This is a genomic window from Streptomyces alboniger (assembly GCF_008704395.1).
GTDB classification, from domain to species: Bacteria; Actinomycetota; Actinomycetes; order Streptomycetales; family Streptomycetaceae; genus Streptomyces; species Streptomyces alboniger.
In genome coordinates, this window is record NZ_CP023695.1 from 2,119,262 (window position 1) to 2,142,774 (window position 23,513).

Sequence of the window (23,513 nt, forward strand, 5' to 3'; positions counted from 1 at the left end):
ACCGTACCGATCGGCCCCGCCTCTTCGCCCTCGCCCGGCCCCGCCCGGCATCATGACACCCCGAATCGCAATGAAATGCACAAATGGGGGCGAGGCACGCATGGCATGCATCCTGACCGTCTGGGTCCTGACCAGGACCGTTCTGCTGCTCTGCGTCCTCCATGTGCTCACCGCCCCGGGACCGGACGTCACCAGCGACGTCTCCGTCATCTACCAGGGCTGGTACGAGGTCCTGCGCACGGGCACCTTCCCGCTCGACGACGTCACCTGGCAGTACCCGCCCGCGGCGGCCCTCGCGGTCCTCTCCCCCGCCCTCCTGCCCTTCCTCGACTACGCCTCCGCCTTCTTCGTCCTCGCCCTCCTCGCCGACGCGGCGGTCTCCGGGCTGCTGCTGTACGCGGGGCGGCGCCCCGGCAAGTCGGTGCGCGGCCTGTGGGTGTGGATCGTGGGCGTGCCCCTGCTCGGCCCGACCGTGTACGCCCGCTACGACGTGCTGGTGACCGCCGTCGCGGTCGCGGCGCTGCTCGCGGGGGCCCGGCATCCGCGCACCATGGGGGCGCTCGCCGGGTTCGGGGCGCTGCTGAAGGTGTGGCCCGTGCTGCTGCTCGTGGGGGTGGCTCGCGGGCGGGCGGCCCTGCGGTCCTGGGCCGCGGCGGCGGGCGCGGCCCTCGGTGTCACGCTGGCGTTCCTCGTGGCGATGCCGGGCGCGCTCGCGTTCCTCACCTTCCAGCGCGACCGCGGCACGGAGGTGGAGTCCCTCGGCGCCCTGGTCTTCCACGTGGGGCGGCACCTCGGCTGGCGGGGTGAGGTGCGGCTCAACTACGGCTCGGTGGAGTTCCTCGGCCCCGGCGTCCCGCTGGTGAGCACGGCGGCGCAGGTGCTGTCCGCGGCGGCCTGCTGCTGGCTCCTGGCGTGGCGGCTGCGCGCGCGGGCCCGGTCGGCGAGCACGCTCGCGGACGCCGCCTTCGTGGCCGTGCTGCTCTTCACCGCGACGAGCAGGGTGATCAGCCCCCAGTACATGCTGTGGCTGGTCGGTGTCGCCGCCGTCTGCCTGGCGTTCCGCACGAGCCGCATGGAGCTGCCGGCCCGCCTGGTCCTCGCGGCCACGTTCGTGACGTTCCTGGAGTTCCCCGTGTGGTTCTCGCACGTGGTGGCCAGCGACCCGCTGGGCGTGGCGCTACTGCTCGTACGCAATGGCCTGCTGGTCGCGGCGGCCCTGCTGGCCTGCCGGAACCTGTGGCGGCAGACCGTGTCCGAGCCGCGCGGCCGGGCGGGGCGGCCGGTGCCCGAGCAGCTCAGCCAAGCTCCGAGCGCAGATACGTACGCCAGCGCGCCGTGAAGTCCTCGGGCGTCGTGCCCAGGACGTCGCGCAGGGCGTCCTCGACCGCGCCCGCCCGCTCGTCGTGGGCGCCGACGGCCCGGTAGAAGTCCGTCAGCCTCCGCTCGCCCCACCGGTCCGCGATCATCCGGCAGGCCAGCCACGCGCCCTCGTACGACTCGGCGAGCCGCGCGGACTCCCGGCCGAAGCCGAAGTCCCCGTCCTTCGGGAGCGCGTCCGGCAGCTCTCCGCGCCGTACCGCCCGCCGCAGTTCGGGGGCGGCCTGCGGCGCGGTACGCCCCGTGCCGCGGTAGCCCACCCAGTCCGCGAAGCCCTCGGAGAGCCAGAGCGGGGTGGCCGGTGACGTCTGCGCGCGGGTCGCCACATGGGCCGTCTCGTGGGTCAGGACGACCTGCTTGCCGAAGTTGCCGAGGACGCCGTACGCCTCGGGGTTGACGATGATCCGGTCCGCGGGGGCCCGCCCGGAGCCGCCCGCCTCGCCCGTGGTGACCGCCGCGATCCCCCGGTAGCCGGCGGCGGGCGCCCCGAGGAGGCCCGCCATGCCCTTCAGGGACCGGGGCACGACCACGACGACCTTCCCCGGCCACTCCCCCGGCCAGGCCGCCCGCACCGCGGGCACCGCCCGGTCGGCGAGAGCGCGGTAGCCGCGCAGCTCCTGGACGCTTCGCCCGACGCCGAGGACGAGGCTGTGGCCGCCCCGCACCGCCCGCACCCTCCCCTGGTCCCACAGCTGCTCACCGGCGTTCTCCGCGGGCCGCTCGGAGGTGACGTACCAGCGCCCGCCGTGCCGTTCCAGGGAGAGGGTGCGCTCGGCGATGAGCGGGGCGCGGTCGTGGCCCTCGACGCGGTAGCGGAGTTCGGCGTCCGCCGTGGCCCGGGAGCCGTCGCGGTCGAGGTGGTTCAGGCGGTACTCCCAGGCGGCCAGCGGGATGCCGCGGACGTTCGCGAAGAGATCCGCCGCGCCGGCCGCCGCCCGCTCGGTCCGTTCGTACGCCTTCTCGTCCCCGTCGAGGACGGCGTGCGCCCGGCGTTCGAGGAGCCTGCGCACCTCACCCGCGGCGGAGTCCGGGACCGGGTCGCCGCCGCAGCCGGCGAGCACGGCGAGGCAGAGCGCGAGACACAGCGCCACCACCCACGACCCACGCCTGTGACCAGCCACCACCTGCCCGATCGTACGGGGCGGTGGCGACCGGGCTCCGGTCGGAGTCAGACGCGTGTGACGGAGGAGACCGGCATCATGCCGACGGGGTCGTAGCGGACCGGCGCACCGGGGTAGGGGGCGTGCACCACCTGGCCGTTGCCCATGTACATCCCGATGTGGCTGGCGTCGTCGCGGTAGGTGACGAGGTCGCCGGGCTGCGCCTGGGCCAGGGGCACCTGCCGCCCGGCGTACCGCTGGGCCTGCGAGGTGCGGGGCAGACCGACGCCCGCCTGGGCGTACGACCACTGCATGAGGCCCGAGCAGTCGAACCCGGAGGGCCCGTTGGCGCCCCACACGTAGGGGCGGCCGATCGCGGACCTGGCGGCGGCGATGGCGGCGGCGGCCCGCGAGGAGGACGGGGCACCGCCGAGTTCGGGCAGCTCGGCGCGTCCGGCACCGGAGCGCGACGACCTGTCGTACGCCTCGCGCTCCTCGCTCGGCAGGGAGTTGAGCAGCCGTCTCGCCTGGGCCAGCTTGTTCTCGACGAGGCGCTTGTGGCGGGCGACGACGGCGCGGCTCTTCTCCAGCTCGGCGAGCTTGCGCCCGGCCTCGGTGCGCTGCTGCGCGAGGCCGCGCTGGGCCTGCCGCAGGTCGGTGAGCTGCCCCGCCTGCCGGGTGCTGACCCGGTCCAGGGCGGTGGCCTTGTCGAGGTAGCCCTCCGGGTCGGAGGAGAGCATCAGCTGGAGGGTGGGGTCGATGCCGCCCTCGCGGTACTGCGCTCCGGCGAGCGCGCCGAGTGCGCCGCGCATCTGGTTGATCCGCTCCTGGCCCCGCGCGATGCTGTCCCGGGCCCGCTCGACCTGCGCGCGCAGCTTGTCCGCGCGCTCATCGGCCTTGTTGTACGCCTCGGTCGCCTGCTCGGCCTGTTCGTACAGCCGGTCCACCGTGGCCCGGGTGTCGGACGGCTTGTCCTGCGGCGCGGCGCCCGCGGGCACGGCGGCGAGGGCGGCGGCCGCGGTGGCCGCCGCCGCCGAGAGGACGGTGACGCGCGTGCTCCGGTCGAGGCCGGGCTCTGCGGGACGGCGATGGGACCCCACGGGTAGCCGCTCTCCCTTCCGCTGACGGACCCCCAGGTCTCCGGGGGAATGCGCGCCGACAGTAGCCGTGCGACTGCGTGGCGGCCAACGACCCGCGGGGGTGCGGACAGCCCGACGCCCCGCTTCAGACGCAGGTCATCAGCGGGGCGCGGGGTCAGCGGCGGTTGCCGGAATTCGCCCGTTCGGACGGTGCGGCAAGCGTGCTGACGTCAGCTGACGCGGACGCCGAACTGGAAGTCGCCGAGGTACTCCATGGACTCGTAGCGCACCACGGCGCCCGGCTTCGGGGCGTGCAGCACCTGGCCGTTGCCCGCGTAGAGGCCGACGTGCGCGAGGTTGTTGAAGAACACCAGGTCGCCGGGCTTCAGTTCGCCGCGGCCGAGCCTCGTGCCGTCGTTCTGCTGCGTGTACGTGGTCCGGGTGATCGAGACACCGGCCTGCGCGTACGCCCACTGGGTGAGCCCGGAGCAGTCGTAGGAGTTGGGGCCGGTGCCGCCGGAGACGTACGGCTTGCCCGTCTGGGTGGCGGCGGCGCTCAGGGCGGCGGCGCCGCGGCCGGAGGCGGGGGTCTCCTTGCCGAGGTCCGCGGGCTTGTCGGCGGCGCGGTCGGCGGCACGGCTCGCGCGCTGCTTCTCCTTGGCGGCCAGGTCCGACTTCTCCTTGGCCGTCAGCGTGTTGAGGAGCTTCTGCGCCTCGCCGAGCTTGGCCTGGACTTCCCGCTTCTTCTTGCCGAGTTCCGTGCGGGTGTCCGCGAGGTCGTCGAGCTTGCCCGCGGCCTCCTTGCGCTGCTGCGCGAGGTCCCGCTGCTTCTTCTGGATCTTCTTGAGCGAGTCGACCTGCTGGCTGCTCAGCTGGTCCAGGGTGGACGCCTTGTCGAGGTAGTCGTCCGGGTCGGAGGAGAGGAAGAGCTGGAGGGAGGGGTCGATGCCGCCGGAGCGGTACTGGGCGCTCGCCATCGAACCGAGGCCGTCGCGCAGGTCGTTCAGCTCTTCCTGGCCGCTGGCGACCTTGTCCTGGAGAGCGCCGATCTGCTTCTCCAGCTTCTCCTGCTTCTCCTTGGCCCCGTTGTACTTGTCGGTGGCCCGTTCCGCGTCTTCGTAGAGCTTGTCGACCTTGGACTTGACCTCGTCCTTGCCCGGCTTCGGCGCGGCCTGGGCGGCACCCTGCGAGGTGAGGGCCACGGCAGCGGCGGCGGTCGCGGTGAGCACGGTCACGCGAGTGCGGCTCGGCTGCTTGGGTCGACGGTGGGACGCCACGCGGGCGGCTCCTTCTTCCTCCAGCCGCCTACCGAGACGCGGCGGGCGGGTACCACCGCCGCCACCCCGGATGGGTGATCAACCGAGCGGGGGTTCGAGGGGTGACCCTAGTGACCTTCTTGTGATCAGTTCAAATCTCATCAGCAAAAAATCGGTCGCGAAGCGCATTCTTTACCGATAACGCACAGCCAGTAATGAACTTCTGGCGCTAGGTCACACGAGGTGACGCCCAATTCGGGCATAGAGCCCAGGAGTTACTTGACACTCCTTAGCCCCGCGAAAGCCGCGCCGGGTCAGCCCCGCGAGAGCCGCTTCAGAAGCACCGCCGAAGCCACCGGCCGCGCCCCCGCCTTGGCGATCCCGTCAGCCACCTCGCGGTCGGTCGAGACGACGACCACGGGCCTGCCCGGCGGCTCCGCGCGCACCAGCTGACGGATCAGCTCATCGGCGGTCACACCCGGCTTGGAGAAGAGCACCCGCACCCCGCGCGGCGGCGCGAGCAGCACCGGAGCGGCCAGCTCCGCCCCGTCGAAGACGCAGGTGACCTCGGCCCCCGACTGGAGGGCGAGCTGCGAGAGCGAGCCGAGCAGCCGCAGCCGCTGCTTCTCCAGGGGCATGGTCGGATAGCCGGTCTTGGTGACGTTGTAGCCGTCGACGACGAGATGGGCCTGCGGCAGGGCCAGCAACTGGTCCAGGATCGCCGGGTCGTTCTCGGAGAGCGCGCGGGCGGCGATGTCCTTGGGCGACATCCGGCCGGGCTCGACGGCGTCGACGGTCTCCGCGGGCCGTACCGAAACGGGCGGCAGGGCCAGTTCGCGCCGCAGCCCCTGGGCCGACTCCAGGACCGTGTCGAGCAGCAGTCGCAGCCGCATGTCCTCGACGCTGCGTCCCTCGCGCGCCGCCCTGCGGCTGGCCTCCAGAGCGGCCTCGGTCTCGCCGAGCCGCGCCTTGAGCCGGCGCGCCTCGCTCTCAGCGGCGGAGAGCTGGGCCTGCCCCTCGGCGCGGACCGCCTCGGTCTCGGCGGTGGCCTTGCGCAGTGCCGCCTCCCCGCGCTTGACGTCGCTGAGCGCCCCGCGCAGCTTGCGGTGCATCGATTCGGCTTCCCTGCGCGCCGATTCCAGCTCCGCGCGCAGCCGCTCGGTCTCCGCCTTGGTCTGCCCGCGCGCGGCGGCCAGCTCCTCGCGCAGCCGGTCCAGCTCGGCCCTGGTCTCCTCGTCGGCGCGCTCGGCGTCGGCGCGCTGAGCCTCCTCGCCGGCGGCGGTTACGAGCTTCACCCAACCGGGGGGGCGCAGCACATAGGCCGCGGCGGCCACGTCCAGGGGGTCGGCGGCCGGGGGCGGGGAGCCGGCGGCCAGGGCGCCGGCCAGCTCGGGCTGCGCCTCCCTGAGGCGTTCGCCGATGCGCTGGCGGAAGAGGGTGTCGCCCTCCAGCGCCGCCGCCATGGCGTTGCCCGCGAACTTCGCGCGCCGGGTGGGCGTGAAGCGGGCGTACTGCCGCAGCTGGGCGGGCAATTCGGCCAGGGTCAGCCCGCCGAAGCCGTCCGAGACGATCTGTACGACCCTTCGGCGCACCCCGTCGGGCAGCGGACGGTCGAGCACCTCAGCGGTGCCGTCGTCCGGCTCCCCGCCTGCGCTCTCCACCATCCGTCACCCCACTAGCTGTGCGGGCCCCGCTCCCTCAGGAGTCGGTGCCCGGCCTGTCGACGAGTTCCACCTGATCCACCGCGTTGCACCAGCGGCAGCGCACCGACTCGATGGTCTCACTGACCACCTCGCGTTCTTCGATGTTCGACTCACCGGCCAGGTCGAGATGCACATACTCGACGACCTTCGACGTCCGGGTCACGTCGAAACGCGTGAGATTGCCGCAGAGTGTGCAGCGCCACCGGGTGGTGTCCGTCGGCAGGGGAACCGTCATCGTGGCTGTTCGCTTTCGTCGGTGGCCGTGGTACGTACGCGGTTTTCCGTGGTGCGCATTGCCCGTAACCCTAAGGCCTGTAAGGGGCGCCATGCGGCGGCGTCCGTCGCGGCATGGCGGTCTGTACGAGTACCGTCCGTTACGTCATGCTCTGTCCATGATCAAAGCATGGGGTCCGAAGGCGGCCCGGCTGCTCAGGGGCCGGTCCGCCCCGGTGACGTACGGACTGATCGCCGTCTGCTGTCTGGTCTTCGTGATCTCGCCGGTCTCCGGGTTCAATCCCGCCTACGGCACCGGCGACCGGCTGCTCGCCGCGCAACAGGCCTACTTCGAGCGCTGGGGCGTGGTGCCCGCCGAGCTGTTCAGCGGCGTCCCGCGCGCCGCGCTCGGCCCGTTCACCGCGCTGTTCGTGCACGGCAGCTGGGTGCATCTGCTGGGGAACATGCTGTTCCTGTACGTCTTCGGGGCGATGGTCGAGGAACGGATGGGGCACCTCCCGTACGCGCTCTTCTACGTCAGCTGCGGGTATCTCGCCCTCCTCGCCTACGCCGCGGCGCACGCGGGGTCCGGTCAGACGCTCGTCGGGGCCTCGGGGGCGATCTCCGCCGTCCTCGGCGCCTTCCTCTATCTCTTCCCGAAGGCACGCGTCACCAGCCTCTTCCCGTTCCTCTTCTTCCTGCCGCTGCGCTTTCCCGCATGGGTGGTGCTGCCGTTCTGGGTGACGCTCCAGTGGCTGGCGGCGGGGCAGGGCGGCAAGGGGACGGGGGTGGCGTATCTGGCACACCTGGTGGGCTTCTCGCTCGGGTTCCTCTACGCCTGGGGATGGTCTGTACGGAGGACTAGAGTGAAGGCCACAGCAGTACCGGCCATCGAGGGAGACAGCCAGCCGTGATCACCGCGATCGTGCTCATCAAGACCAGCGTGGACCGGATTCCGGAGATCGCCGAGTCGATCGCCGCGCTCGACTCGGTCAGCGAGGTCTTCTCCGTGACCGGCACCTACGACCTGATCGCGATGGTCCGCGTGCCGCGCCACGACGACCTCGCGGACGTCATCCCGGGGAAGATCAGCAAGATCCCCGGCGTGGAGGCGACCGACACGCATGTCGCGTTCCGCACGTACTCGCAGCACGACCTTGAGGCGGCGTTCGCGATCGGCCTCGACTCGTAGCCGCGCGGACTCCATGAGGGTCCGCGACCGGCTACGGCTGCCCGGGGTCAGACGGCGGCGTCGGTGTCCGGCACGCAACGCCCGTCCTCGGTGCGGTAGTTCCAGCGCGCGCCGTCCGCCACCAGCTCCTTGACGGCGCGTACGAAACGCTCGACGTGCTCGTCGGGGGTGCCCGCGCCGAAGCTCACGCGGATCGCGTTGAGCGACTTCTCGCCGGGCGCGGCCTCAGGGGCGCCGCACTCGCCGGGCTCGTCGGACTCGCCGCCGAGCAGGGTGCGCACGAGCGGGTGGGCGCAGAACAGGCCGTCGCGTACGCCGATGCCGTACTCGGCGGAGAGCGCCGCCGCGAAGTGCGAGCTGTTCCAGCCGTCCACGACGAAGGAGATGACGCCCACGCGCGGCGCGTCGTCGCCGAACAGCGAGAGCACCCGGACGGCGGGCACCTCGGCGAGCCCCTCGCGCACCGTGCGGATCAGGTGCCGCTCGCGGGCCACCAGCTCGTCGAAGCCGGCCTCGGTGAGCGCCTTGCAGGCGGAGGCGATGGAGTAGACGCCGATGACGTTCGGCGAACCGGCCTCGTGCCGGGCCGCGGTGTCGTGCCACTCGACGTCCACGCCGCCGCCTGCTTCCTTGGGGCGTCGCGCCACCTTCCGCGAGGCACCGCCGCCCGCGAGGTAGGGCTCGGCCGCGCGCAGCCAGTCGGAGCGGCCCGCGAGGACGCCCGAGCCGAAGGGCGCGTACAGCTTGTGCCCGGAGAAGGCGACCCAGTCGACGTCCAACTCCCGTACGGAGACGGGGTGGTGGGGGGCGAGCTGCGCGGCGTCGAGCACGATCCGGGCGCCGTGGGCGTGCGCGGCGGCGGCCAGCTCGCGCACCGGCCACAGCTCACCGGTGACGTTGGAGGCGCCGGTGACGCAGACCAGGGCCGGCCCGTGGGGATCGCGGTCGGCCAGGGCGCGCTCCAGGGTCCGGACGGCCTCGCCGGGGGTGCGCGGCGCGTTGAGGTAGGTGACGCGGGCGTCCCGCCACGGCAGCAGCGAGGCGTGGTGCTCGGTCTCGAAGACGAAGACCTGGCAGTCGGCGGGCAGGGCGGCTGCCAGCAGGTTCAGCGAGTCGGTGGTGGAGCGGGTGAAGACGACCTGGTCGTCCTCGCGGCAGTCGAGGAACTCGGCGACGGTGGTACGGGAGTTCTCGAAGAGGTCGGTCGACAGCTGCGAGAGGTACCCGGCACCGCGGTGCACGCTGCCGTAGTACGGCGCGTACGCGGCCACGTCGTCCCACACCCGCTGGAGCGCCGGTGCGCTCGCCGCGTAGTCGAGCGCGGCGTACGTCACCTCGCCGCCGGTGACCAGCGGCACGGTGACGTCCCGGCCGAGGACGGCCAGCGGGGCGCAGACGGACGAATCGGCGGCGACGGCGGAAACAGACATGGCGAACTCCCGTGAGAGGCAGGCGAATTCACCGCGCCGGAGCTGCGTCGGAGCTGCATCAGACTTGCGTCGACGGCGCGGGAGAAGAGTGGAGAAGGGTGTGCGGAGGCGGGGCGTAGAAGCCCTGTCACATTCGCTTGCTCACGAGACTGCTCCCTTGAGGACCAGGACCCCAGGGTTGCGAGGGGTCCGCGCTTGCCATACGCCTTGCTGCGTACGACCTGGTCTTCACCCGGGGCACCCCGCCACGGACGGAGGGTTGCCGGACAGCGGGCCGGGGCCGTAGTCGCTGTCACTCATGACCTGTCCAGCATCCTGCCACACGATCTTCGACGCGCAAGGCGCAGTCCAGAATCCGGACTGCGCCTTGCGTCACACGGGTGAGCGGGAAACGGGCGGGAGGGTCAGCGGTTGCTGGCCGCCACCCACCGTTCCAGGGCCTTCTTCGCGGCCCCGGAGTCGATCCCCCTGGCCGCCTTCTCCATGCCGGCGCGGATCTGCTCCACCAGGGGCGCGTCGGTCGGTTCGAGGGCGACCAGCGCCGCCGCCGAGTTCAGCAGCACGGCGTCCCGCACCGGCCCCCTCTCGCCGTCGAGCAGCCGCAGGGCGACCTCCGCGTTGTACGAGGCGTCCGCGCCGCGCAGCGCCTCGACGGGCACCAGGTCGATGCCGACGTCACGGGGGTCGAAGGCCTCCTCGCGCACCGCTCCGTCCCGCACGACCCACACCCGTGAGGTGGCCGTCGTCGTCAGCTCGTCGAGCCCGTCGTCACCGCGGAAGACCAGCGCCGACGAGCCGCGCTCGGCGAGCACCCCGGCGACGATCGGCGCGACGCGCGCGTCGGCGACCCCGGTGGCCTGGGCCCGCACCTTGGCGGGGTTGGTGAGCGGACCGAGGAAGTTGAAGGTCGTGCGGATCCCCAGCTCCCTGCGGGCGGGGGCCACATGGCGCAGCGCCGGATGGAACTTCACCGCGAAGCAGAACGTGATGCCCGCTTCCTCGGCCACCTCGACGACCCGCTGCGGCGAGAGGTCCAGGTTGACGCCGAGCTTCTCCAGTACGTCGGAGGCGCCGGACGCGCTGGAGGCGGCGCGGTTGCCGTGCTTGACGACCTTCGCGCCCGTGCCCGCGACGACGATCGCGGACATGGTCGAGATGTTGACGGTCTTCGCGCCGTCGCCGCCCGTGCCGACGATGTCGACGCTGGGCCCCGGCACGTCGATGACCCGGGCGTGCGCGTACATGGCGCGTACGAGACCGGAGATCTCCTCGACGGTCTCCCCCTTGGCCCGCAGCGCGACCGCGAACCCGGCGATCTGCGCGTCGGTGGCCTCTCCGCGCATGATGCGGTCCATGGCCCAGGCCGTGTCGTCGGCGCTCTGGTCGCGCCCGTCGAGCAGGCCGTTCAGCACGTCGGGCCAGGAACGGCCCGCCGCGGTAGTGCCTCCTGCGGGGGTCACAGCGCTCATGGCCGCTCCTGGTGTTCGTCCGTCGGACAGGGAAGAGAGGAACCCGACACGTCGGGTGGGTCCACCCTATCCAGCCGCCGGGACGGCAAAGAGCCCCGTCCATGAACTGGACGGGGCTCTCGCCGTGGCGATCTGGTCAGACCTTCAGGCGATCAGTGGTGGCCGTGGCCGCTGGTGATCTCCTTGTACTCCTCGGCGGTGGGCTTGGGGATCTGGTTGTCCTCCCCGTAGTAGCCCTTGGAGAGCTTGGCCCGGAGCTTCTGCGTACCGGACACCTTGCGCTCGACACCGTTCTCGTCGACCGTCGGGCCGATCTCGACCGGCGCGTACTGCTCGTGCGCGGTGAGCGTGTGCAGCTGCCCCTGGTCGAGCGGCTCGTGGACCTCGATGAACTCACCGTGCGGCAGGCGCTTGATGATGCCCGACTCGCGGCCGTGCAGCACCTTGTCCTTGTCGCGGCGCTGGAGACCCAGGCAGATCCGCTTGGTGACGATGAAGGCGATGACCGGTCCGGCGAAGAAGAAGATCCGGACGAACCAGGTGATCGCGTTCAGCGACAGGTGGAAGTGCGTGGCCCACAGGTCGTTACCACCACCGATGAGCATGACCATGTACGCGGTGATCCAGGCGACACCGAAGGCCGTACGGGTCGGGGCGTTGCGCGGGCGGTCCAGGATGTGGTGCTCGCGCTTGTCCCCGGTGACCCAGGACTCGATGAACGGGTAGACCGCGATCGCCGCGAGGACCAGCGGGAAGATGACCAGCGGGATGAAGACGCCCAGGACGAGCGTGTGACCCCAGAGGTTGATCTCCCAGCCCGGCATGACACGGATCAGGCCCTCGGCGAAGCCCATGTACCAGTCGGGCTGGGCGCCGGTCGACACCTGGTCCGGGCGGTACGGGCCGATGGCCCAGATCGGGTTGATCGAGGCGATCGCCGAGATGGCCGCGATGACACCGAAGACCAGGAAGAAGAAGCCTCCGGCCTTGGCCATGTACACGGGCAGCAGCGGCATGCCGACGACGTTCTTGTTGCTCTTGCCGGGGCCCGCGAACTGCGTGTGCTTGTGGTAGAAGACCAGGATCAGGTGCGCCACCATCAGGCCGAGCATGATGCCGGGCAGCAGCAGGATGTGGACCGAGTAGAACCGGGCCACGAAGTCGCCGCCGGGGAACTCGCCGCCGAACAGGAACATCGACAGGTACGTGCCGACGACCGGGACGGACAGGATCGCACCCTGCATGAAGCGGACACCGGTGCCGGAGAGCAGGTCGTCCGGGAGCGAGTAACCGGTGAAGCCGGTGAACATGCCGAGGACGAACAGCAGGAAGCCGAACAGCCAGTTGACCTCACGCGGCTTGCGGAAGGCGCCCGTGAAGAACACGCGCATCATGTGCACGAACATGCCGGCGAGGAAGATCAGCGCCGCCCAGTGGTGGATCTGCCGGATCAGCAGACCACCGCGCACATCGAAGGAGATGTGCATGGTCGAGTTGAACGCCTCGGACATCAGCTGTCCCTGGAGCGGGACGTAGCTGCCGTGGTACTCCACCTCGTTCATCGACGGGTGGAAGAACAGCGTCAGGTACACACCCGTGAGGATGATGATGATGAAGCTGTACATGCAGATCTCGCCGAGCATGAAGGACCAGTGGTCCGGGAAGATCTTGCGCATGTTGGCCTTGGCCAGGGAGTAGATCCCAAGACGGCCGTCGGCCCAGTCGGCCACCCGCTCGCCGGCGGGTGCCTTCTTCTTGTTGTCGCTGCTCATCAGGTCAGCCCCTCTCGAAGAAGGCAGGACCGACGGGCTCTTCGAAGTCGCCGAGCGCCTCGAGGTAGCCCTCCTCGTTCACACCGATGCGCAGCTGCGGCAGGGCGTGACCAGCGGGGCCGAAGATCACTCGGGCACCGTCGGAGAGGTCGAAGGTGGACTGGTGGCACGGGCAGAGGACGTGGTGCGTCTGCTGCTCGTACAGGGAGATCGGGCAGCCCACGTGGGTGCAGATCTTGGAGTACGCGACGACGCCCTCGTGCGACCACTCCAGCTCGCGCTTGTCCTTGATGTTCTCCGGCTGGATCCGGACGATCATCAGGGCGGCCTTGGCGATCTGGGTCTGGAAGTCGTGGTCGTGCTCCGACATGCCCTCGGGCATGGCGAACGTCAGCGAACCGACCTGCACGTCCGAGGGGCGCAGCGGCTCGTGCGTGTTCATGTTGACGAGCTTCTTGCCCTTGGCCCACTTGGTGTGCCGGAGCTTGTCCTCGGGCAGCGGACCGAGGTCGCGCAGGAGGACGACGCCGGAGAGCGGAACCAGGGCGAGCGCGCCGAACATCGTGTTGCGGATCAGCTTGCGCCGACCGAACTGCGACTCCTCGGCACCGGCCTTGAAGTCGGCCATGACCTTGGCCTTGACCTCGGGCTCGGCCTCGATCGGGTGACGCTCGTCGGCGACCTCCACGTCGGACATCAGGGTGCGGGCCCAGTGGACCGCGCCCGCGCCGATGCAGAAGAGCGCCAGGCCGAGGGTGAGCCCCAGGGCGAAGTTCAGACCGCTGATGTGCCCGATCGGCCAGACGTAGATGCTCTTGTCCGCCGGGATGGTGACGAACGAGGCGATGAAGCCGACCGTGGCGAGCATGGACAGCGTGAACATGAACGCGATCGCACGCTCGGAGCGCTTCGCGGCCCGCTCGTCGATGTCCTGGATGCGGTGCTGGTGGGGCGGAAGGCCCGGGTCGGCGAACGGGTTCTCGTCCGCGACCGCGACCGAACCGTGCTCGGGCTCGGTCACCTGCTTGCTGGGCAGGTTCTCTTCTGGAATCTCTTGGCTACTCATGACTTCTTGGCCTTTGCGGTCCGAGCGGCGACCCACACGGCGACCGCGATCAGCGAGCCGAGACCGAAGATCCAGCCGAAGAGGCCTTCACTGACCGGGCCCAGTCCACCCAGCTTGAGACCCCCAGGGCTCTGGGTCTTCTCGCCGTTGACCGCGTCGAGGTACGCGATGATCTCCTTCTTCTCCTTCTCCGGCATCGTCGTGTCGGGGAAGGACGGCATGTTCTGCGGGCCGGTCTGCATGGCCTCGTAGATGTGCTTCGGAGAGACACCTTCGAGCGACGGCGCGAACTTGCCGTGCGTCAGCGCGCCACCTTCACCGGTGAAGTTGTGGCACTGGGCGCAGTTGGTGCGGAACAGCTCGCCACCCTTGGCGATGTCCGCCCCGTCCGGGCTGTACTGCTTCTCGGTGGGGACCGAGGGACCGGCACCCAGCGACGAGATGTACGCCGCCAGCTGGTCGATCTGGGCCTGGTTGTAGATGACCTTCTTCTTGGGCGCCTGGGCGCCCTGCTGCTGGAGCGGCATGCGCCCGGTGCCGACCTGGAAGTCGACCGCCGCGGCGCCCACGCCCACCAGGCTCGGACCGTCGGAGGAGCCCTGACCGCCGGTTCCGTGGCAGCTGGAGCAGCCCACGGCGTAGAGCTTCTTGCCCTCGTCGATGGCGAGGGACTGGGCGGTTTCGTCGGCTTGCGCCTTGTCCGCCGGCGCGAACGCGGCGTACAGCCCCCCGGTGGCCGCCAGCGCGAGGAGTAGGACGACGACCGCCGCCAGCGGATGGCGTCGTCGTGCGGAGAGCTTTTTCACGGATTACCCCGGTGTCAGGATCTTCTGCGTCGATGCTTCTGGAATGTGTCGGTACGTCGCGTGAGCGACCCCCGCCGATTACTTGATCATGTAGATCGTGGCGAAGAGGCCGATCCAGACCACATCGACGAAGTGCCAGTAGTAGGACACGACGATGGCTGCGGTCGCCTGTTCATGGGTGAACTTCCTGGCCGCGTAGGTGCGGCCGAGGACCAGCAGGAAGGCGATCAGGCCGCCTGTCACATGCAGTCCGTGGAAGCCGGTGGTCAGGTAGAAGACCGAGCCGTACGGGTCGGAGGAGAGCGAGAGCCCGTCCTTCTTGACCAGCTCGGTGTACTCGTACACCTGACCGCCGATGAAGATCGCACCCATGATGAAGGTGACGATGAACCACATCCGGAGCTTCTTCACGTCGCCACGCTCAGCGGCGAAGACGCCGAGCTGACACGTGAGGGAGGAGAGCACCAGGATGGTGGTGTTCGTCGCCGAGAACGGGAAGTTAAGGGCCGAGGCCATTTCCTTCCAGTGATCAGGACCTGTCACCGATCGCAGGGTGAAGTACATCGCGAAGAGGGCCGCGAAGAACATCAGCTCGGAACTCAGCCAGATGATGGTTCCGACGCTGGTGAGGTTCGGTCGATTGACCGGCGGGTGCGCGTGCCCGGTATCTACTGTCGTTGCTGTCGCCACGACCGACATTATGTCGGTCGCTTATCCCGCCCTCACCCCGGGGGGTGCCGTTCGGAGTGTCTGCGGGGTGTGTCCTGCCCGTATGGCCCATCGGAGGCCTGTCCGAAGCGCTGTTGACGGGGTGTCGGGAGGAGTAGCATCCGCGCATCGGTTCCCGATCCCATGACGGCACAGCTCAGCTCAGCCCAGCTCGATGATCTGGAGGAACAATGCAGCCGACCGCAACGGTGCTGGTCTACAGCGACAACGCGAGCACCCGCGAGCAAGTCCGGTTGGCCACCGGGCGCAGGCCGGCGACGGACGTTCCCGAGGTCGAGTTCATCGAGTGCGCCACGCTGCCCGCCGTGCTCAAGCACCTGGACCAGGGCGGCGTCGACGCCTGTGTGCTCGACGGCGAGGCGAAGCCCGCGGGCGGCATGGGGGTGTGCCGGCAGATCAAGGACGAGATCTTCCAGGCGCCGCCCGTGCTGCTGCTCATCGGGCGCCCTCAGGACGCCTGGCTGGCCACCTGGAGCCGCGCGGAAGCGGCGGTGACCCTTCCGGTCGAGCCGGTCGAGTTCGCGGACGCGCTGGCCGCTCTGCTGCGCAGCAGGCGGGCCGTGGAGGCCTGACGGAGCCCCGCTCGCTCGGTGAAGGGTCTCACGCCTCGGCGTGGGGCCCTCTGTGCTGTCCGCTGCGCCGCCGTCAGACCTGCGGGCGCAGTCGGGCCGCGTCGGCCGCCGAGGGGCCTTCCTTGGTGCCGGCGAGCAGCGCGCTGCCCTTGCGCCAGTTCTGCCAGCTCATGTTCCAGTCGCCGAGGCCGTTGCCGAACGTCGGCATGTCCTCGCCGTAGCTGTTGACGACCTTCACGAGGTCGCCCTGCCGCACGGTCTCGTAGAACCAGGCGGCGTTCCCCGTGCTCATGCCGGTGCAGCCGTGGCTGGTGTTGGCGTTGCCCTGGGAGCCGGTCGACCAGGGCGCGGCGTGCACGTACTCACCGGAGTCGGTGACCCGCGTCGCGTAGTAGACCTGCTTGTCGTAGAAGTCCGACGCGCCGATGCTGGCGCTGGTCATGCGTACGGAGTACTCCTTGCCGAGCACGACCTTGACGCCGTTGCGGGTGGAGTAGCCGGGTTTGCCCGTGGTCACCGGGATCGAGTTGATCTGCTCGCCGTTGCGGTAGACCGTCATCCAGTGGGACGAGGCGTCCGTCACGGCCTCGATCCGGTCCCCGGTGGTGAACTTCAGCGGCTTGGTCTCGGTGCCCCACAGCCGGTCGCCCACCTTGATGCCTTCGAGGTTGCTGGAGACGTTGATGGTGGCGTGGGTGGGCCAGTACTCCTTGGGGCGGTAGTGCAGCGTCTCGCTGTCCACCCAGTGCCAGGCGCCCTCGACCGCGGGCACCGATCTGACCTTCAGGGCGCGTTCGACGGTGGCCCTGGCCTCCTTGTCCTTCACCGGGGTGCTGAGCGTGGCCGTGACGGGCTGTCCGACGCCGTACTTGCCCGCCTCGGGGCCGAAGGTGACGTGCAGTCGCTTCTTCTCGGCGGGGACCTCGGTGTCGAAGGTCAGCACCTTGCGGCCTGGTGAGCCCTCGTCGTCCTCGGTGCTCACCCGGACCGTGTACTGGGCGCCGGCCGCCAGCGGCGCGGTGCTGTGCCAGCGGGCACCGTCGGCGGAGAGCTCGCCCGCCACGTACCGCCCCAGCGCGTCGGTGGCCGTGACGTCGGTGATACGTCCGTCCTTGCCCTGGGCGGTCACTTCCAGGGGCTTGTCCGGGTCCGCCTTCTTGCTGCCCGCAGGGCTGTTGAAGGCGATCTGCCCGGCCGCGTCGTACGGCTTCGCCGAGAGCGGGTGGCCGTCGGAGCTGCCGCACGCCGTGGCCCCCGCACCGAGGGCGGCCACCAGCGTCGTGCAGCTCAGTACCGTGCGAATTCGCGGTGAGTGGCTCATGAACACACGGTATGGAGGTTCATTCTGTCCGGCGCGGTGAGTGACCCGTCCGGGGGTCAAGCACGACACGCCGAGAGGCCCGGACACTCCGTCAGGAGCGCCCGGGCCTCTCGGCGCGGTGTCGGAACTACAGACTCACTGGGTCTGGTTCTCGCCGCGGTAGTACTCGAAGACCCAGCCCCACAGGCCGATGAGCAGGAGGGGGGCCGAGAAGTACAGCAGCCACCAGCCGATGGCGATGCTCATGAAGGCGAGCGCGCCACCGACGGCGAGGGAGAGCGGCTGCCAGCTGTGCGGGCTGAAGAAGCCCACCTCGCCGGCCTCGTCCGCGACGTCGGCCTCCTTGTTGTCCTGTGCGGAGGCGTCGACCCGCCGGGCCGTGAAGGCCAGGTAGTAGCCGATCATGATGCACAGGCCGAAGGCCAGGAAGAGCGCCGTGGTGCCGGCGGGCTCCTTCGACCACACGCCATAGACGATCGCCATGGCGAGGACGAAGACGCTCAGCCAGATGAACATCTTGCCCTGGATCTTCACTTCGCGGCCTCCTTGTCGCCACCGAACATCTTGGTGTCCTTCTGCCCGGCGTTCTCGAGCTGGCCGAGCGCGGCGATGTCCGGGTGGTGCAGGTCGAAGGCCGGCGATTCACTGCGGATGCGCGGCAGCGTGAGGAAGTTGTGCCGCGGCGGCGGGCAGGACGTCGCCCACTCCAGCGAACGGCCGTAGCCCCACGGGTCGTCGACCTCGATCTTCTTGCCGTACTTGGCCGTCTTCCAGATGTTGTAGAAGAACGGCAGGATCGACAGGCCGAGCAGGAACGAGCAGATCGTCGAGATCGTGTTCAGCGCGGTGAAGCCGTCGGCGTGCAGGTAGTCCGCGTACCGGCGCGGCATGCCCTCGGCGCCCAGCCAGTGCTGGACCAGGAACGTGCCGTGGAAGCCCACGAAGAGCGTCCAGAACGTGATCTTGCCGAGGCGCTCGTCCAGCATCTTGCCGGTGAACTTCGGCCACCAGAAGTGGAAGCCGGAGAACATCGCGAAGACCACGGTGCCGAAGACGACGTAGTGGAAGTGCGCGACCACGAAGTACGAGTCCGAGACGTGGAAGTCCATCGGCGGCGAGGCCAGGATGACGCCCGTCAGACCACCGAAGGTGAAGGTGATCAGGAAGCCGACGGCCCACAGCATCGGGGTCTCGAAACTCAAGGACCCCTTCCACATCGTGCCGATCCAGTTGAAGAACTTCACACCGGTTGGCACGGCGATGAGGAATGTCATGAACGAGAAGAACGGTAGGAGCACGCCGCCTGTCACGTACATGTGGTGCGCCCACACCGTCACGGAGAGACCCGCGATGGCGATCGTCGCGCCGATCAGGCCCATGTAGCCGAACATCGGCTTGCGGGAGAAGACCGGGATGACCTCGGAAATGATTCCGAAGAATGGCAGCGCGATGATGTACACCTCTGGATGGCCGAAGAACCAGAAGAGGTGTTGCCAGAGCAATGCGCCGCCATTGGCCGCGTCGAAGATATGGGCACCGAATTTGCGGTCCGCCTCCAGGGCGAACAGCGCGGCGGCCAGAACCGGGAAGGCGAGCAGCACCAGCACCGCGGTCAGCAGCACGTTCCACACGAAGATCGGCATGCGGAACATGGTCATGCCGGGCGCGCGCATGCAGATGATCGTGGTGATGAAGTTGACCGAGCCGAGGATCGTGCCGAAGCCGGAGAAGGCCAGACCCATGATCCACATGTCGGCGCCGATGCCCGGGGACCGGACGGCGTCCGAGAGCGGGCTGTAGGCGAACCAGCCGAAGTCGGCCGCGCCGTTCGGCGTGAGGAAACCGCCGACCGCGATGAGCGAGCCGAACAGGTAGAGCCAGTAGGCGAACATGTTCAGCCGCGGGAAGGCGACGTCGGGCGCGCCGATCTGGAGCGGCATGATCCAGTTCGCGAAACCGGCGAACAGCGGCGTCGCGAACATCAGCAGCATGATCGTGCCGTGCATCGTGAACGCCTGGTTGAACTGCTCGTTCGACATGATCTGCGTACCCGGGCGGGCGAGTTCGGCGCGCATGAAGAGCGCCATCACTCCGCCGATGCAGAAGAACGCGAACGACGTGACCAGATAGAGCGTGCCGATCGTCTTGTGGTCAGTGGTGGTCAGCCACTTGATGACGACGTTTCCCGGCTGCTTGCGCCTGACCGGCAGCTCGTTCTCGTACGAGTCTTCTGCTGCCGCGGCACCCTGGGGTTCGTTGAGGATGCTCACAGGTTGTTCGTCTCCCGGTTCTTCTCGTGGGGCGTCTGCTCGATGCCGGCCGGGATGTAACCGGTCTGGTTCTTCTTCGCCAGGTCCTCGAGGTGCTGCTTGTAGCGCTCGGGGGAGACGACCTTGACGTTGAAGAGCATCCGGGAGTGGTCGACGCCGCACAGCTCGGCGCACTTGCCCATGAAGGTGCCCTCCTTGTTCGGAGTCACCTCGAAGGCGTTGGTGTGGCCCGGGATGACGTCCTGCTTCATCAGGAACGGCACCACCCAGAAGGAGTGGATGACGTCACGCGAAGTCAGTACGAAGCGGACCTTCTCGCCCTTGGGGAGCCAGAGGGTCGGACCGGGGTTGCCGTTCTGGGGGTTCCGGTCGCCGGGCGTGCCGACCTCGTAGACGCCGTTGGCCTTGGCCGGGAAGTCCTCGCGGAACCTCTCCGGGATGGCCTCCAGGTCCTTGGAGGTCCTGGCGTTCTCCTTGCCGGCGCCCCGGACGTTCTCGACGTAGTTGAAGCCCCAGCTCCACTGGTAGCCGACCACGTTGATGGTGTGGGCCGGCTTGTCCTCGAGCTTCAGGAGCTTGGACTCGTCACGTGCCGTGAAGTAGAAGAGCACCGAGACGATGATGAGGGGGACGACCGTGTACAGCGCCTCGATGGGCATGTTGTACCGGGTCTGAAGAGGTACTTCCACCTTGGTGCGGCTGCGCCGGTGGAAGATGACGCTCCACAGGATCAGACCCCAGACCAGCACGCCCGTGGCGAGCGCTGCCGCCCACGAGCCCTGCCAGAGGGAGAGAATCCGCGGAGCCTCTTCCGTTACCGGGGTGGGCATTCCAAGGCGGGGGAAATCCTTGTATGTGCAACCGGTGGCGGTCGCCAGGATCAGGCCCGCAGTCAGCACCTGCGGCAGCTTCCGCCGCATCGGGCGCCGCGACGAGCGGTCGGAGCCGTTGGGACTCACGTAGCGCCTTCCCGAGAGTCTCGCCCGCGCGGTCGGCTGCGGCCTCCACGCTGGTCGGTCGCCGCCCTGCGTCGGGCAGGGGTTTGGATGTTTATGCGGACCAAACCCTACTGGACGCATTTTGGGGTCGCGCGGGGAGGGTGCCTAACGCGCCGCGGGTCACTCCGAAGGGTGGGGTGGGCGCCCCTTGCCGCTTTCTGACGGGGGGTCGGGGCGCCTACGGGGGTGGTGGAATCTGTCGGTCCGCGGGTGCGGGCCCGGTGGGGGCTGGGCGCGCAGTTCCCCGCGCCCCTTCGGGGCGCTCCTGAGGGGGCTAGCGTGGATGCGTGCCCTATTTCGATGCTGCCTCCTCCGCTCCCCTTCATCCCGTTGCCCGGCAGGCCCTGGTGGCCTCGCTCGACGAGGGGTGGGCCGATCCTGCTCGGCTCTATCGGGAGGGGCGGCGGGCCCGGTTGCTGCTCGACGCGGCGCGGGAGGCCGCCGCCGATGCCGTGGGGTGCCGGGCCGACGAGCTGGTCTTCACCCCGTCCGGCACCCGCGCCGTGCACGCGGGGATCGCGGGCGCGCTCGCCGGGCGCCGCCGCGCCGGACGCCACCTGATCGTGTCAGCGGCCGAACACTCGTCGGTGCTCCATTCGGCTGCGGCCCACGAGGCCGGGGGCGGGACCGTGACCGAGGTGCCGGTGGACCGGGGCGGGGCGGCCGACCCGGAGGCGTACGCCGCGGCGCTCCGGGAGGACACCGCGCTCGCCTGTCTCCAGTCCGCCAACCACGAGGTGGGCACCGAGCAGCCGGTGGCCGAGGTGGCGGCCGCCTGCCGTGCGGCGGGGGTGCCGCTCCTCGTGGACGCGGCGCAGTCGCTGCCGTGGGGGCCGGTCGACGGGGACTGGTCGCTGCTCACCGGAAGTGCCCACAAGTGGGGTGGCCCGGCGGGCGTCGGGCTTCTCGTCGTACGCAAAGGGGTCCGCTTCGCCGCGCAAGGGCCCGTCGACGAGCGGGAGTCCGGGCGTGCCGCCGGGTTCGAGAACATTCCGGCGATCGTCGCGGCGGCGGCCTCGCTGCGTGCGGTGCGGGCCGAGGCCGCGCGGGAAGGAGCACGGCTGCGGGAGCTGACCGAGCGGATCAGGGCGCGGGTGCCGGGGTGCGTGCCGGACGTGGAGGTGGTGGGCGATCCGGTGCGGCGGCTTCCGCACCTCGTCACCTTCTCCTGTCTCTATGTCGACGGGGAGACGCTGCTGCACGAGCTGGACCGGGCGGGCTTCTCCGTGTCGTCGGGGTCGTCGTGCACCAGTTCGACGCTGACCCCGAGCCATGTCCTCAAGGCGATGGGCGTGCTGAGTGAGGGGAACGTCCGGGTCTCGCTGCCGGTCGGCACGGAGGCCGCCGAGGTGGAGCGGTTCCTCGACGTGCTGCCCGGCGCGGTCCGCGAGGTGCGGGAGAAGCTGGGCGCCCCGGTCGCGGCCGAGGCGCGCGCGGAAGGGGATTCGCTCGTCCTCGACGCGGTCGGCAAGCGGTGCCCGATCCCCGTCATCGAGCTGGCGAAGGTCATCGGGCACGTCCCGGTCGGCGGGACGGTGACCGTCCTCGCGGACGACGAGGCGGCACGCCTCGACATCCCGGCGTGGTGCGAGATGCGCGGTCAGGAGTACGTGGGTGAGCGGCCGGCGGACCACGGCTCGGCCTATGTGGTCCGCCGGAGCTCGTGACCGCTAGACGAGGTGCGTACGGACCTCGTTGGCGGCCTCGTGGCCGTACGCCTTGGTGAAGCGGTCCATGAAGTTGCTGCGCTGGAGCTCGTACTCCTGCGTGCCGACGGTCTCGATGACGAGGGTGGCGAGCATGCAGCCCACCTGCGCGGCGCGCTCGTGGGAGACGCCCCAGGCGAGGCCGGACAGGAAACCCGCGCGGAACGCGTCGCCGACGCCGGTCGGCTCGACCTTCGCCTCCTCCTCCGGGACGCCGACCTCGATCGGGTCCTGGCCGACGGACTCGATGCGCACGCCGTTGGCGCCGAGGGTGGTCACGCGGTGTCCGACGCGGGAGAGGATCTCGGCGTCGGTCCAGCCGGTCTTGGACTCGATGAGGCCCTTCTCGTACTCGTTGGAGAAGAGGTACGTGGCGCCGTCCAGGAGGGTGCGGATCTCGTCGCCATCCATGCGGGCGATCTGCTGCGAGAAGTCCGCGGCGAAGGGGATCTCGCGGGTGCGGCACTCCTCGGTGTGCCGGAGCATCGCCTCGGGGTCGTCGGCGCCGATCAGGACGAGGTCGAGCCCGCCCACGCGGTCGGCGACGGTCTTCAGTTCGATGAGGCGGGCCTCGCTCATCGCGCCCGTGTAGAAGGAGCCGATCTGGTTGTGGTCGGCGTCCGTGGTGCAGACGAAGCGGGCGGTGTGCAGGGTCTCGGAGATCCGCACCGAGGCGGTGTCCACGCCGTGCCGGTCGAGCCAGGCGCGGTACTCGTCGAAGTCGGAGCCGGCGGCGCCGACCAGGATCGGGTGGGTGCCGAGCTGGCCCATGCCGAAGGTGATGTTGGCGGCCACGCCTCCCCTGCGGACGTCGAGGGCGTCGACCAGGAAGGAGAGGGAGACCGTGTGCAGCTGATCGGCGACCAGCTGGTCGGCGAAGCGGCCGGGGAAGGTCATCAGGTGGTCGGTGGCGATGGAGCCGGTGACTGCGATACGCACGGCTGGGTGCTCCTGTGGAGGAGAGGCGAGGGGTTGACAGTTCACGTTACCGGGTCGAACACCCGCACCTGAAGAGGCAAAACTACCCGATAGTAGGGCTTTGTTCCTCGACGGTCACATGCTTACCGTGCCGTTATGACCCTTATCTCGAAGGATGTCGCCATGAAGCGCCCCGCCAGGCTCTCCGCCGAGGGCCCGGAGTCGCCGGAGACCATGGCGAGCCTGCGCGGCGACTGCGCCCGCATGGCTCCGCACTGGGCGGCGCCCGCCAAGGCCGCCGCCGCCCCCGTGCCGCCGTCCCTGATCCACGGCGTCACCGTGCCGTCCTCCTCCGCCCGGCTCATCGACGGGATGTCCGAGTACGGCGACTGAGGGAGACTGACCGCGGGCGCGGGCGCGCGTCGAGGGAACCGTGCGCTCCCCCGCTGCGTCCCATCGCCGTCCCCCGCAAAGGGGACCTGGGATACGACGAAGCCCGCCTGTGGGTTTCCAGGGACAGCAGCAGTCGAAGGAGC

At 69.8% G+C, this 23,513-nt stretch carries 22 protein-coding genes and 1 riboswitch; of the genes, 6 read left to right on the forward strand and 16 right to left on the reverse strand.

The features are described 5' to 3' along the window. The first annotated feature begins 100 nt into the window (after positions 1-100). Positions 101-1,339 (forward strand): glycosyltransferase family 87 protein, encoded by a 1,239-nt coding sequence (locus tag CP975_RS09345; RefSeq protein WP_150476747.1) that lies wholly within the window; start codon positions 101-103, stop codon positions 1,337-1,339. On the opposite strand, the gene CP975_RS09350 is transcribed toward CP975_RS09345, so the two are convergent. The 5 genes from CP975_RS09350 to CP975_RS09370 form a co-directional block, all read right to left on the reverse strand. Beyond that, positions 1,296-2,498, reverse strand: coding sequence for a hypothetical protein (locus tag CP975_RS09350; protein ID WP_199782870.1), 1,203 nt, complete (start codon positions 2,496-2,498; stop codon positions 1,296-1,298). The two genes, CP975_RS09345 and CP975_RS09350, sit on opposite strands and share 44 nt — an antisense overlap. Positions 2,499-2,545: 47 nt before the next feature. Then, a complete protein-coding gene (locus CP975_RS09355; RefSeq protein ID WP_055527354.1) occupies positions 2,546-3,577 on the reverse strand; it encodes a C40 family peptidase in 1,032 nt (343 codons plus the stop codon). A gap of 209 nt (positions 3,578-3,786) precedes the next feature. Further along, complete coding sequence (locus CP975_RS09360) at positions 3,787-4,833, reverse strand: C40 family peptidase (RefSeq protein WP_150476748.1); 1,047 nt, start codon at positions 4,831-4,833, stop codon at positions 3,787-3,789. 293 nt (positions 4,834-5,126) lie between these two features. Next, positions 5,127-6,476, reverse strand: a complete 1,350-nt coding sequence (locus CP975_RS09365) for an NYN domain-containing protein (protein WP_055527352.1) — start codon at positions 6,474-6,476, stop codon at positions 5,127-5,129. Between the two features lie 34 nt (positions 6,477-6,510). Further along, positions 6,511-6,750: a hypothetical protein gene (locus tag CP975_RS09370; protein ID WP_055527351.1), complete on the reverse strand. Its 240-nt coding sequence runs from the start codon at positions 6,748-6,750 to the stop codon at positions 6,511-6,513. 157 nt (positions 6,751-6,907) lie between these two features. On the opposite strand from CP975_RS09370, the gene CP975_RS09375 reads away from it, so the two are divergent. Both CP975_RS09375 and CP975_RS09380 read left to right on the forward strand, forming a co-directional pair. Further along, on the forward strand, positions 6,908-7,642 hold the full coding sequence (locus CP975_RS09375; protein WP_055527349.1) for a rhomboid family intramembrane serine protease: 735 nt from the start codon (positions 6,908-6,910) through the stop codon (positions 7,640-7,642). Then, positions 7,639-7,920, forward strand: a complete 282-nt coding sequence (locus tag CP975_RS09380) for an Lrp/AsnC family transcriptional regulator (RefSeq protein ID WP_030787022.1) — start codon at positions 7,639-7,641, stop codon at positions 7,918-7,920. Before CP975_RS09375 ends, CP975_RS09380 begins: the two co-directional genes overlap by 4 nt. Positions 7,921-7,967: 47 nt before the next feature. Here the strand turns inward: CP975_RS09380 and CP975_RS09385 are convergent, their stop codons facing one another. The 6 genes from CP975_RS09385 to ctaE all read right to left on the reverse strand — a co-directional run bounded on the left by CP975_RS09385 (position 7,968) and on the right by ctaE (position 15,162). Beyond that, positions 7,968-9,350, reverse strand: a complete 1,383-nt coding sequence (locus tag CP975_RS09385) for an aminotransferase class V-fold PLP-dependent enzyme (protein ID WP_055527347.1) — start codon at positions 9,348-9,350, stop codon at positions 7,968-7,970. A 186-nt stretch (positions 9,351-9,536) separates the two neighbouring features. Then, positions 9,537-9,654, reverse strand: a riboswitch (SAM riboswitch). 100 nt (positions 9,655-9,754) lie between these two features. Next, positions 9,755-10,819 carry an anthranilate phosphoribosyltransferase gene (gene trpD, locus CP975_RS09390; protein ID WP_055527343.1) on the reverse strand — a complete coding sequence of 355 codons (1,065 nt, stop codon included), beginning with the start codon at positions 10,817-10,819 and terminating at the stop codon, positions 9,755-9,757. 152 nt (positions 10,820-10,971) lie between these two features. Then, on the reverse strand, positions 10,972-12,591 hold the full coding sequence (gene qcrB / locus CP975_RS09395) for a cytochrome bc1 complex cytochrome b subunit (protein ID WP_055527342.1): 1,620 nt from the start codon (positions 12,589-12,591) through the stop codon (positions 10,972-10,974). 4 nt (positions 12,592-12,595) lie between these two features. Next, positions 12,596-13,657, reverse strand: coding sequence for a cytochrome bc1 complex Rieske iron-sulfur subunit (gene qcrA, locus CP975_RS09400; RefSeq protein WP_055527340.1), 1,062 nt, complete (start codon positions 13,655-13,657; stop codon positions 12,596-12,598). After that, the gene (gene qcrC / locus CP975_RS09405; RefSeq protein ID WP_030787007.1) at positions 13,654-14,463 is read right to left on the reverse strand and encodes a cytochrome bc1 complex diheme cytochrome c subunit; all 810 of its coding nucleotides are present in this window, start codon (positions 14,461-14,463) and stop codon (positions 13,654-13,656) included. Before qcrC ends, qcrA begins: the two co-directional genes overlap by 4 nt. Positions 14,464-14,541: 78 nt before the next feature. Next, a complete protein-coding gene (gene ctaE / locus CP975_RS09410; RefSeq protein ID WP_030787003.1) occupies positions 14,542-15,162 on the reverse strand; it encodes an aa3-type cytochrome oxidase subunit III in 621 nt (206 codons plus the stop codon). Positions 15,163-15,362: 200 nt separating this feature from the next. Between ctaE and CP975_RS09415 the strand changes: the two genes are divergently transcribed. After that, complete coding sequence (locus CP975_RS09415; protein WP_055527339.1) at positions 15,363-15,764, forward strand: hypothetical protein; 402 nt, start codon at positions 15,363-15,365, stop codon at positions 15,762-15,764. 73 nt (positions 15,765-15,837) lie between these two features. On the opposite strand, the gene CP975_RS09420 is transcribed toward CP975_RS09415, so the two are convergent. The 4 genes from CP975_RS09420 to ctaC form a co-directional block, all read right to left on the reverse strand. Beyond that, a complete protein-coding gene (locus tag CP975_RS09420; protein ID WP_055527396.1) occupies positions 15,838-17,085 on the reverse strand; it encodes a L,D-transpeptidase in 1,248 nt (415 codons plus the stop codon). 135 nt (positions 17,086-17,220) lie between these two features. Next, positions 17,221-17,619, reverse strand: a complete 399-nt coding sequence (locus tag CP975_RS09425; RefSeq protein ID WP_030786995.1) for a cytochrome c oxidase subunit 4 — start codon at positions 17,617-17,619, stop codon at positions 17,221-17,223. Then, positions 17,616-19,355 carry an aa3-type cytochrome oxidase subunit I gene (gene ctaD, locus CP975_RS09430; protein WP_030786992.1) on the reverse strand — a complete coding sequence of 580 codons (1,740 nt, stop codon included), beginning with the start codon at positions 19,353-19,355 and terminating at the stop codon, positions 17,616-17,618. Before ctaD ends, CP975_RS09425 begins: the two co-directional genes overlap by 4 nt. Beyond that, positions 19,352-20,314: an aa3-type cytochrome oxidase subunit II gene (gene ctaC / locus CP975_RS09435; RefSeq protein WP_030786989.1), complete on the reverse strand. Its 963-nt coding sequence runs from the start codon at positions 20,312-20,314 to the stop codon at positions 19,352-19,354. The genes ctaD and ctaC overlap by 4 nt, the downstream gene beginning before the upstream one ends. Before the next feature lie 326 nt (positions 20,315-20,640). Here ctaC and CP975_RS09440 point away from each other — a divergent pair, with 326 nt between their 5' ends. Then, on the forward strand, positions 20,641-22,020 hold the full coding sequence (locus tag CP975_RS09440; protein ID WP_150476749.1) for a cysteine desulfurase/sulfurtransferase TusA family protein: 1,380 nt from the start codon (positions 20,641-20,643) through the stop codon (positions 22,018-22,020). Between the two features lie 3 nt (positions 22,021-22,023). On the opposite strand, the gene CP975_RS09445 is transcribed toward CP975_RS09440, so the two are convergent. Continuing rightward, positions 22,024-22,998, reverse strand: coding sequence for a carbohydrate kinase family protein (locus CP975_RS09445; protein ID WP_055528414.1), 975 nt, complete (start codon positions 22,996-22,998; stop codon positions 22,024-22,026). Between the two features lie 162 nt (positions 22,999-23,160). Between CP975_RS09445 and CP975_RS09450 the strand changes: the two genes are divergently transcribed. Then, a complete protein-coding gene (locus tag CP975_RS09450; protein WP_055528413.1) occupies positions 23,161-23,370 on the forward strand; it encodes a hypothetical protein in 210 nt (69 codons plus the stop codon). The last annotated feature ends 143 nt before the right edge of the window (positions 23,371-23,513 follow it).

What these genes read in the sequence shown, in the direction of transcription:
- CP975_RS09345 (WP_150476747.1), top strand. Translation starts at nt 101, where the DNA reads ATGGCATGCATCCTGACCGTCTGGGTCCTGACCAGGACCGTTCTGCTG.
- CP975_RS09365 (WP_055527352.1), bottom strand. Translation starts at nt 6,476, where the DNA reads ATGGTGGAGAGCGCAGGCGGGGAGCCGGACGACGGCACCGCTGAGGTG.
- CP975_RS09370 (WP_055527351.1), bottom strand. Translation starts at nt 6,750, where the DNA reads ATGACGGTTCCCCTGCCGACGGACACCACCCGGTGGCGCTGCACACTC.
- CP975_RS09375 (WP_055527349.1), top strand. Translation starts at nt 6,908, where the DNA reads ATGATCAAAGCATGGGGTCCGAAGGCGGCCCGGCTGCTCAGGGGCCGG.
- CP975_RS09385 (WP_055527347.1), bottom strand. Translation starts at nt 9,350, where the DNA reads ATGTCTGTTTCCGCCGTCGCCGCCGATTCGTCCGTCTGCGCCCCGCTG.
- trpD (WP_055527343.1), bottom strand. Translation starts at nt 10,819, where the DNA reads ATGAGCGCTGTGACCCCCGCAGGAGGCACTACCGCGGCGGGCCGTTCC.
- qcrB (WP_055527342.1), bottom strand. Translation starts at nt 12,591, where the DNA reads ATGAGCAGCGACAACAAGAAGAAGGCACCCGCCGGCGAGCGGGTGGCC.
- qcrA (WP_055527340.1), bottom strand. Translation starts at nt 13,657, where the DNA reads ATGAGTAGCCAAGAGATTCCAGAAGAGAACCTGCCCAGCAAGCAGGTG.
- ctaE (WP_030787003.1), bottom strand. Translation starts at nt 15,162, where the DNA reads ATGTCGGTCGTGGCGACAGCAACGACAGTAGATACCGGGCACGCGCAC.
- CP975_RS09415 (WP_055527339.1), top strand. Translation starts at nt 15,363, where the DNA reads ATGCAGCCGACCGCAACGGTGCTGGTCTACAGCGACAACGCGAGCACC.
- CP975_RS09420 (WP_055527396.1), bottom strand. Translation starts at nt 17,085, where the DNA reads ATGAGCCACTCACCGCGAATTCGCACGGTACTGAGCTGCACGACGCTG.
- CP975_RS09450 (WP_055528413.1), top strand. Translation starts at nt 23,161, where the DNA reads ATGAAGCGCCCCGCCAGGCTCTCCGCCGAGGGCCCGGAGTCGCCGGAG.